This is a genomic window from Curtobacterium sp. 18060, from assembly GCF_902706105.1.
In the GTDB taxonomy this organism is placed as follows: domain Bacteria; phylum Actinomycetota; class Actinomycetes; order Actinomycetales; family Microbacteriaceae; genus Curtobacterium.
The window spans coordinates 1-8,134 of record NZ_CACSJV010000084.1; the positions used below are offsets into that span (position 1 = coordinate 1).

General features: G+C 72.3%; 8 protein-coding genes. 2 read left to right on the plus strand and 6 right to left on the minus strand.

Annotated features, from left to right (window positions below):
• Nucleotides 1–319: 319 nt before the first annotated feature.
• Genes GVL05_RS19295 through GVL05_RS19320 form a run of 6 tightly spaced genes read right to left on the minus strand, consistent with a single transcriptional unit; the run spans nucleotide 320 to nucleotide 6,351 of the window.
• Nucleotides 320–1,102, minus strand: coding sequence for an ABC transporter ATP-binding protein (locus tag GVL05_RS19295; RefSeq protein ID WP_131846461.1), 783 nt, complete (start codon nucleotides 1,100–1,102; stop codon nucleotides 320–322).
• A complete protein-coding gene (locus GVL05_RS19300) occupies nucleotides 1,099–1,935 on the minus strand; it encodes an ABC transporter ATP-binding protein (protein WP_159574193.1) in 837 nt (278 codons plus the stop codon). Before GVL05_RS19300 ends, GVL05_RS19295 begins: the two co-directional genes overlap by 4 nt.
• Entirely contained in the window at nucleotides 1,932–2,819 is an 888-nt protein-coding gene (locus GVL05_RS19305) for an ABC transporter permease (RefSeq protein ID WP_123937752.1), read from the minus strand. Before GVL05_RS19305 ends, GVL05_RS19300 begins: the two co-directional genes overlap by 4 nt.
• Nucleotides 2,816–3,769, minus strand: coding sequence for an ABC transporter permease (locus GVL05_RS19310; protein WP_159574194.1), 954 nt, complete (start codon nucleotides 3,767–3,769; stop codon nucleotides 2,816–2,818). Before GVL05_RS19310 ends, GVL05_RS19305 begins: the two co-directional genes overlap by 4 nt.
• A gap of 28 nt (nucleotides 3,770–3,797) precedes the next feature.
• Nucleotides 3,798–5,351 carry an ABC transporter substrate-binding protein gene (locus tag GVL05_RS19315; protein WP_159574195.1) on the minus strand — a complete coding sequence of 518 codons (1,554 nt, stop codon included), beginning with the start codon at nucleotides 5,349–5,351 and terminating at the stop codon, nucleotides 3,798–3,800.
• A gap of 58 nt (nucleotides 5,352–5,409) precedes the next feature.
• Nucleotides 5,410–6,351, minus strand: a complete 942-nt coding sequence (locus GVL05_RS19320; RefSeq protein WP_159574196.1) for an alpha/beta fold hydrolase — start codon at nucleotides 6,349–6,351, stop codon at nucleotides 5,410–5,412.
• A 65-nt stretch (nucleotides 6,352–6,416) separates the two neighbouring features.
• Between GVL05_RS19320 and GVL05_RS19325 the strand changes: the two genes are divergently transcribed.
• Nucleotides 6,417–7,334 carry a siderophore-interacting protein gene (locus GVL05_RS19325; RefSeq protein ID WP_235036076.1) on the plus strand — a complete coding sequence of 306 codons (918 nt, stop codon included), beginning with the start codon at nucleotides 6,417–6,419 and terminating at the stop codon, nucleotides 7,332–7,334.
• A gap of 26 nt (nucleotides 7,335–7,360) precedes the next feature.
• A partial coding sequence (locus GVL05_RS19330) for an ABC transporter ATP-binding protein (RefSeq protein WP_235036077.1) occupies nucleotides 7,361–8,134 on the plus strand: 774 nt, incomplete at its 3' end.

Genomic DNA, 8,134 nt, shown 5'->3' on the forward strand with positions numbered 1-8,134 from the left:
TCCGAGTGCCGTGCGCCTGGTGATGTCGTGCGACTTGCTCATGCGTTCTCCCCTTCGAGAAGCGATCGGTGCAGGTCGATCGTCCCGGCGTCCCGCTCAGTGGGCAAGGAGTCCCGCCCAGTCGAACAGGAGTCGCACACCCCTCGCGACGCGATGGGGAGCGAGGTGGGTGCGTGTGCATGGTCCGACAGGCCACGCGTCGATCACCTCGTGGATCGTCGCATCATGCACGTGCATGCGGTGCGTGTGCATGTTCCGACATCCCACGCGTCGATCGACTCGTGGGATGTCGCGAATCGCGTGCCGCCCCGCCCCGCCCCTACGGCAGCGTCGGCGCAGCCTCCACCAGCGCCCGCGTCACCGGGTGCACCGGCGCATCGAGCAACGACACCGGCCCGTGCTCCACGATGCGCCCGGCCGACATCACCGCGACGGTGTCGCACAGCCGCTGGACAACACCGATGTCGTGCGACACCAGCACCAGGGTCAGCCCGAGGTCGTCGGCGAGCGAGCGGAACAGCTCGATGACCCGTGCCCGAACCACCACGTCGAGGGCGCTCATCGGCTCGTCGCCGAACAGGATCCGCGGCCCGTGCACCACGGCCCGGGCGATCGCGATGCGCTGCCGCTGCCCACCGGAGAACTCGTGCGGGTACCGGTCGACGACGTCTGCCGGCAGGTCGACCCGCTCCAGCACGTCGCGCACCAGCGCCCGGTGGTCCCCGTCGATCCGCAGTGCCCGCAGCGGTTCGCCGACGATCGCGCCGACGCGCATCCGCGGATCGAGGGACGCGTACGGGTCCTGGAACACCACCCCGGTCTCGCGACGGAACCAGCGCATCGCGGCCGCGGACCCGGACGCCACCACCGGACGACCGGAGGCGGTCACGGAACCCGCGGAAGGTGCCTCCAGGCCGGCGAGCAGCCGCACCAGGGTGGACTTGCCGGATCCCGATTCGCCGACGATCCCGAGTCGCTGGCCGGAGGCGACCGTCAGGTCGACGCCGTCGACGGCGGTGCGGACGGGGCCCGGTTCGAAGGGCCCGCGGCGGGGGAGCCGGTAGGTGCGGTGCAGCCCGACCCCGTCGAGGACGGCGGTCATGCGGAGCCTCCGGACGGACGGGCACGACGGGCGGTGGCGCGCGCGGCGTCGACGAGCGCGACGGTCGCGGGGTGCTGCGGCGCGGCGAGCAGCGACGCCACCGAGCCCTGCTCGACGACCCGTCCGCCGTCGAGCACGACGGCGGTGTCGGTGATCCGCGCGAGCACGGCGAGGTCGTGCGTGACGAAGACCATGCCCGCGGGTAGCCCTTCGAAGAGATCCAGGATCCGCGCCTCGGTCGTGACGTCGAGCGCCGTGGTCGGCTCGTCGGCCACGAGGTACGCGGGCTGCCCGGCCATCGCCATCGCGATGCAGATCCGCTGACGCTGCCCGCCGGAAAGCCGGTGCGGGTACTGCCGCAGCAGCGATTCCGGGTCCGGCAGTCCGACGTCCGCCGCCAGAGTGGTCGCCGCGGCGCGTGCCGCCCGCCGGTCGAGTCCGCGGTGCAGGCGCAGCGGCTCCGCGATCTGCGCGCCGACGCGGCGCAGCGGGTCGAGGGCGGTGCCGGGCTCCTGGAAGACCATGCCGATGCCCGATCCGCGGTGCGCCGCACGCTCCCGGTCGGGCAGGCCGACGAGTTCCGTGCCGTCCAGGCGGATGCTGCCGGTGACGGTCGCGCCGGCGGGCTCCAGGCCCATCAGGGCGAGCGAGGTCATGGACTTGCCGGATCCGGATGCGCCGATCACGCCCACGCGCTCGCCGGGAGGCACGGTGAACGTCACGTCGTCGAGGATCGTCCGCCCCGCGATGCGGACGGAGAGCCCCACCACCGCGAGCCCACCGGTGTCGGTGTCGCTGTGGCTGCCGGTGTCGCTGTGGCTGCGGTCGGTCATGCGGTCACCCCCGGGGTGGTCGTGGCCGGGTCGGCGCGGCGGTCGCCGCCCGCTGCGCGGTCGTTCGTCGTCAGCCGTGGGTCGGTCGCGTCGCGGATCGCGTCACCGAGCAGGGAGAGCGCGGCGACGACCAGCGCGATCGCGGCTCCCGGCCAGGTGGCGCTCCACGGGTGCACGCCGATGTAGGTCTGCAGGTCGGAGAGCAGGTTGCCCCACGACGCCGTGTCCGAACCCGCGCCGTAGCCCAGGTACGACAGACCGGCCTCGGCGAGGACCGCGGTGGCCATCGCGAGCGAGAGCTGCACGGTGAACAGCGGCGCGGCGTTCGGCACCAGGTGGCGGAACAGCACCCCGACACCACCGACGCCGGAGGCCCGGGCCGCGGTGACGTAGTCGCTCCGGGCGATGCGCCGGATCTCGCCGCGGGCGACCCGAGCGATCGTGACGCCGAAGGACAGGCCGACGCTCACGATGACGACCCCGAGCGAACCGCCGAACACCGCGGTCAGCAGCATCGCGGTCAGCAGGGTCGGGAACGCCACCAGGATGTCGAGCAGGACGGCCGTGCCCTCGCGCACCCAGCGGGCGGTGAGCGACCCGATCGCGGTCAGGACGATGCCGACGACGCTGGCGATCACCCCGGCCCCGACGGCGACGAGCACGGTGGTGCGGGTGCCGGCGAGCAGGTAGCTCGCGATGTCGCGGCCGGCGGCGTCGGTGCCGAACCAGTGCGCCGCGCTCGGGCCCTCCCACTGGTGGAACGGATCGGCGCGGAACGGGTCCTGCGGCGTCCACACGAGCGACACCGCGGCGAGCACCACGAGCAGGCCGAGCACGACGACGGCGAAGACCCCGGTGGGGCGGGAGAGCAGGCGGCGGATCATCCGGACACCTCGCGTTGGCGTGGGTCGAGGGCGCGGTGCACGACGTCGACGGCGAAGCCGACCAGCAGCACGAGCCCGGTGAGCACGAGCAGCTCGGACTGCACCTTGGTGACGTCGCGGCGCCCGACGTCGGTCACGAGCATGCGACCGACCCCGGGCAGCGAGAACAGCTGCTCGACGACGACGGCTCCGACCAGCAGCCCGGCGATCTGCACCCCGAGCACGGCGAGCACGGTGAGGGTGACCGAGGGCAGCCCGTGCCGGAGCAACGCCTGCGTGCGCGTCAGCCCGATCGCGGCCGCGGTGCGGACGTGGTCGGCGTCGAGCACCGACAGCGTCGCGGACCGGGTGAAGCGCAGGATGACGGCACCCTCGACCGCGCCGATGGTCAGGGCGGGCAGCACGAGCGACGCGAACGCACGCCCCGGCTCGGACCAGCCGTCGAGCGGGAAGCCCTGGGTCGGCAGCCAGTGCAGCGTGACGGCGAACAGCGCGACGAGCAGCATGCCGGCCCAGACGACCGGGATCGCGGCGACGGCCTGCGCCACGAACCCGATGACGGCGCCGCCCGGTCGACGGCGGAGCACCGCGGCGACGACCCCGAGGGGGACGCCGACCACGAGCGCGGTGACGAGTGACATGCCCGCGAGCGGCAGCGTGATCGCCAGCTTCTGCGCGATCTCCGGCGCGACCTGCCCGTTGGTCACCAGGGACCGGCCGAGGTCGCCGCGGAACACCCCGCCGATCCAGTCGAGGTACTGCACCACGACGGGCCGGTCGAGGCCGAGCTGCTGCCGGAGCTGCTCGACCTGCGCCGGGGTCGACTGGGTGCCGGCGACGACCTGTGCGACGTCGCCGGGCAGCACCCGCAGGGTCGCGAAGATGATGACGCTCGCGACGAGCAGCCCGACGACGAACAGCAGCAGCCTGCCGACCAGGAACCGGGTCACGTGCTCGGAGCTCCGGGCGCGGGTCGTCTCACTTGACGGCGAGCTTCGACAGGTCGAGTCGCGAGTTGCCGCCGTCGACCGGGAAGCCCGTCACGCCGGAGCGCACCGCGGTGATCTCGGTGGCCGTGTAGAGCCACTCGCCGGCGGCGTCCTCGCTCACGATCTTCGCGGCCTTCCGCAGGGCGTTGACCTTGGCGTCCTCGTCGGTGGCCGCGATCGACTCGGCGTACAGCGACTGCACCTCGGCGTTGTCGTAGCCGAAGTAGTAGTCGGGGTTCGCCCAGTTGCCGAAGTCGCGGGCCTCGACGTGGTCCACCATCGACAGGTCGAAGTCGCGCTCACCCGACTTCGGCGCCTGGAACACCGTCGACAGCCAGGTCGCGAAGTCCACGCGCTTGACGGTCAGGGTGATCCCGACGTCGGCGAGCTGCGACTTGAGCACGTCGCCGATGGTCGCCGGGTAGATGTTCGCGTACGTCAGCGTGAGCTTGAGGTTCTCCTGACCGGCGGCGGCGAGGAGCTGCTTCGCGTTGTCGGGGTCGTACGCGTCGATGTCGGTCAGGTCCTCGTACCCGGGGTCGAGCTCCGGGATCGGGCCGCCCTGCTCGACGCCCGTGCCACCGATGGCCTTGATGAGGGCCTTCGGGTCGATCGCCTGCCGGATCGCCTGGCGCACCTTCTTGTCGGTGAACGGCGCCTTCTGGTCGTTGAACGCGAGCGTGTACTTGTCGGTCGTCTTGCCGGAGTGCAGCGCGATGTCCGAGTTGCCGTCGAGCTGGCTCTTGAGTGTTCCGTCGACCGGGTTGAGGACGTCGAGGTCGCCGTTCGCCATGGCGTTGACGGCCGTCGACGGGTCGGTGATGTACCGGAAGACGATCTTCGCGACCTTCGCCTTCGTGCCCCAGTAGTCGTCGTTGCGGTCGAAGGTGAGCGAGTCGCCCTGCTTCCAGCTCGCGACCTCGTACGGGCCGGTGCCGTTCGCGGTGTCCGACAGGTCGTTCGTCGCGGCCTTCTCGAGCACCAGCCCGGAGCGGCCGGTCAGGTTCCAGAGCAGGTCCGAGTCGGGCTTCGCCAGCTTGAGCTCGACCACACCGGTCGACGGGGACGTGATCGAGGTGACGCCCGCGAGCTTGGCGGAGTCGACGTAGGTCTCGTTCGACTTGACCTGTTCGAGCGACCAGACGACGTCGGCCGCGGTGACGTCCTTGCCGTCCTGGAAGGTGATGCCGTCGCGCAGCGTGAACGTGTACGTCAGCCCGTCGTCGGAGACCTCGTGCTCGGAGGCCAGCACGTCGCGGATGTCGCCGTCGGCGGTCCGGCCGACGAGCCCCTGGTACACGTTGTCGATGAGCACCTGGTCGAGCGCTGCACCGGACTGCGTGCGGATGTCGAGGCTGGTCGGTTCGAGCACCAGGCCGACGCGGACGGTGGCGTCGGCGCCGCCGTCCTCGTTCGACGAGCCGGAGCAGCCGGTCAGCGCGAGGGCGGAGACGACGGCGACCGCGGTGGCGGCGAGGGCAGCACGTCCGAGGCGCGTGGTGCGCGCAGCCCGGGCGGGACGGCGGGGCAGGAGCGGACTCATGGGGTGTGGGTTCCTTCCGGACGCGAGGGCGATGGTCACAGCTCGCGCTCGCACGAGGTTACCGGGGGCCGGTACGGTCCCGCGACGGTTCATCGATCCGGTGCAACAATCCGTGACGTGCGGCCCATGCCCGGATCGCCGAAGCCAGTTCGAGGGGCGCCTGGTTCTGCACCGCGTGCCGTGCGGTGACCGTCACGATCTCGGCCTCCGGCAGCCGCTCGGCGAACGCGGCGTGCAGCTTCGGCGAGACGTACCCGCGGTCGCCGCGGACGAGCAGGATCGGCACGCGCAGGGCCTCGAGGTCGGGCCAGGCGTCGGCGAAGCGCCCCACCGACGACGTGCGGCCGGCGGGCAGGTGCGGGAAGTGGTGGCGCCGCACGAGCGCTCCGTCGTCACCGAGCCGCGTGGTGTGGCGCGCCTCACGCAGCAGCACGTGCCGGTCGTCGCCGACGCGTGCCTCGATCGCCCGGTCGACGACCTGGTCCAGGGTGGCGAACGGCTCCTCGGCCTCGAGCGCGCGGGCGATCCGGTCGACCGCCCGCTGCGCGAAGTCCGGCGACATGTCGACGAGGACGAGCCCGGTCACCCGCTCCGGTGCCGTGGCCGCGAGTCGTGCCGACAGGATCGCGCCGAGGGAGTGCCCGACGACGATTCCCGGCGGGACCTCCAGGGCGTCGAGCGCCGCGAGCACGGTCGGCGCCGTCACGGACGCCCCGTAGTCCGCGTCGTCCCGCCATGACGACCGCCCGTGGCCGGGCAGGTCGAGGGCGACCGCCGGCTCGCCGACGGCGAGCGCGGTTTGGTCGAAGCTGTGGGCGTCGATGCCGAGCCCGTGCAGGTAGGTGATCCGGGCCTCCCGGTCGCCCCACCGGATGGCGGACGTCTCCTGCCCGTCGGCGGTGCGGACCGCCTGCCTGGAGGCGCGGAGCGGCTCCGTCACGCCGCTCGCGCGGGCGAGCGTGGCCAGGTCTGCGAATTCGTCGTCGGGGGCATCGGGCACGGAAGCGATCTTCGCACCGTCCGGAGGTCTGGAGACGTTAGGTAAGGCATGCCATACTCGGATCCGTGGCAACCCGGTACCGCGTCTTCTCCGTCCGTGTGGCAGCGGTCACGTCGCTCACCCCGCACTTCGTCCGGGTGACGCTGACGGGCGATGCCCTGGCGGACTTCTCCTCGGTCGGGCTCGACCAGCGGATCAAGGTCGTGCTGCCGCTCGACGGTGTGGGGTTCTCCGAACTGCCCGAGGACGAGGACTGGTACGCCGCCTGGCGTGCGCTGCCGGACGCGGAACGCAACCCACTGCGCACCTACACGGTCCGCTCGTTCCGGCCCGATGCCCGTGAGCTCGACATCGACTTCGTCGCACACGGCGACGCCGGGCCCGCATCACGCTGGGTGTCGTCCTGTCGGGTCGGCGACGAACTCCGGATCGTCGGACCCCGCGTGCCGGAGTCGCCCGAGGACCTGCCGACCGGTGCCGCCGAGTTCGCACCCGGGCACGCGAACCGCATCCTGCTCGCCGGGGACGAGACCGCCGCCCCTGCGATCTGCGCCATCCTCGAGGCGCTCGACGTCTCGACCGTCGGACACGTCTTCATCGAGGTGCCGACCGACGCCGACCGGCTGCCCGTGACCGCGCCCGCCGGGGTCGAGGTCCGTTGGATCGCCCGGAACGGTGCGACCCACGGCGTCCGCATGACCGACCAGGTGCACGCGTGGGCGTCGACGGTCGTCGCCGGTGCTGCACCCGTCGCAGCGGGTCCCGCCTGTGGGGACACCGTCGAGCTGGCGGACGTCGACGTCGACGAGCAGGTCCTCTGGGACGTGCCGGCCACCGAGGAGTCGCGCCCCGTCTACGCCTGGATCGCGGGCGAGGCCGGCTGCGTCAAGGAGCTCCGACGGCACCTGGTGCGCGGGGTCGGCATCGACCGCAAGCAGGTCGCGTTCATGGGGTACTGGCGACACGGCAAGGCCGAGAACTGAACGCCGGAGCCGGACTGCCGACCAGCGTGGTCGGGGTCCCGACGACCGCGCTCGGCGTGCGTGGGCTGACGCTCGCGTACGACGACCGCATCGTGGTGGACGCGCTCGACGTGGACGTCCCCGACGGTGAACTGACCGTCATCGTCGGCCCGAACGCGTGCGGCAAGTCGACGCTGCTGAAGTCGCTCGCACGCACCCTCAAGCCCCGAGCCGGCACCGTGTACCTCGACGGAGCGCCGATCGACTCCTACCGTCCGAAGGCCGTGGCCCGGCGGGTCGGCATGCTGCCGCAGACGCCGATCGCCCCGGACGGCATCACCGTGCGCGACCTGGTGTCCCGCGGGCGGTTCCCGCACCAGGACCTGCTGCACCCGTCGTCCGGGTCCGACCGGCGTGCCGTGCAGGCCGCCCTCGAGCAGACGTCGACGGTGGAGCTGGCGGACCGGAGCGTCGACGAGCTCTCCGGCGGGCAGCGGCAGCGAGTGTGGATCGCGATGGTCCTGGCGCAGGAGACCGACATCGTGCTGCTCGACGAGCCGACGACGTTCCTGGACATCGCCCACCAGTACGACGTGCTCGAGCTGGCGTCCGCGCTGCACGCCGCGGGTCGGACGGTCGTCGCGGTGCTGCACGACCTGAACCAGGCGGCGCGCTACGCCACCCACGTCATCGCGATGCGCCAGGGGTCGATCGTCGCTGCCGGCCCCCCGGCCGCGGTGCTGACGGCCGACCTCGTCGAGGACGTCTTCGGCCTGCCGTGCGTGGTCGTCCCCGACCCCGAGACCGGCACGCCCCTCATC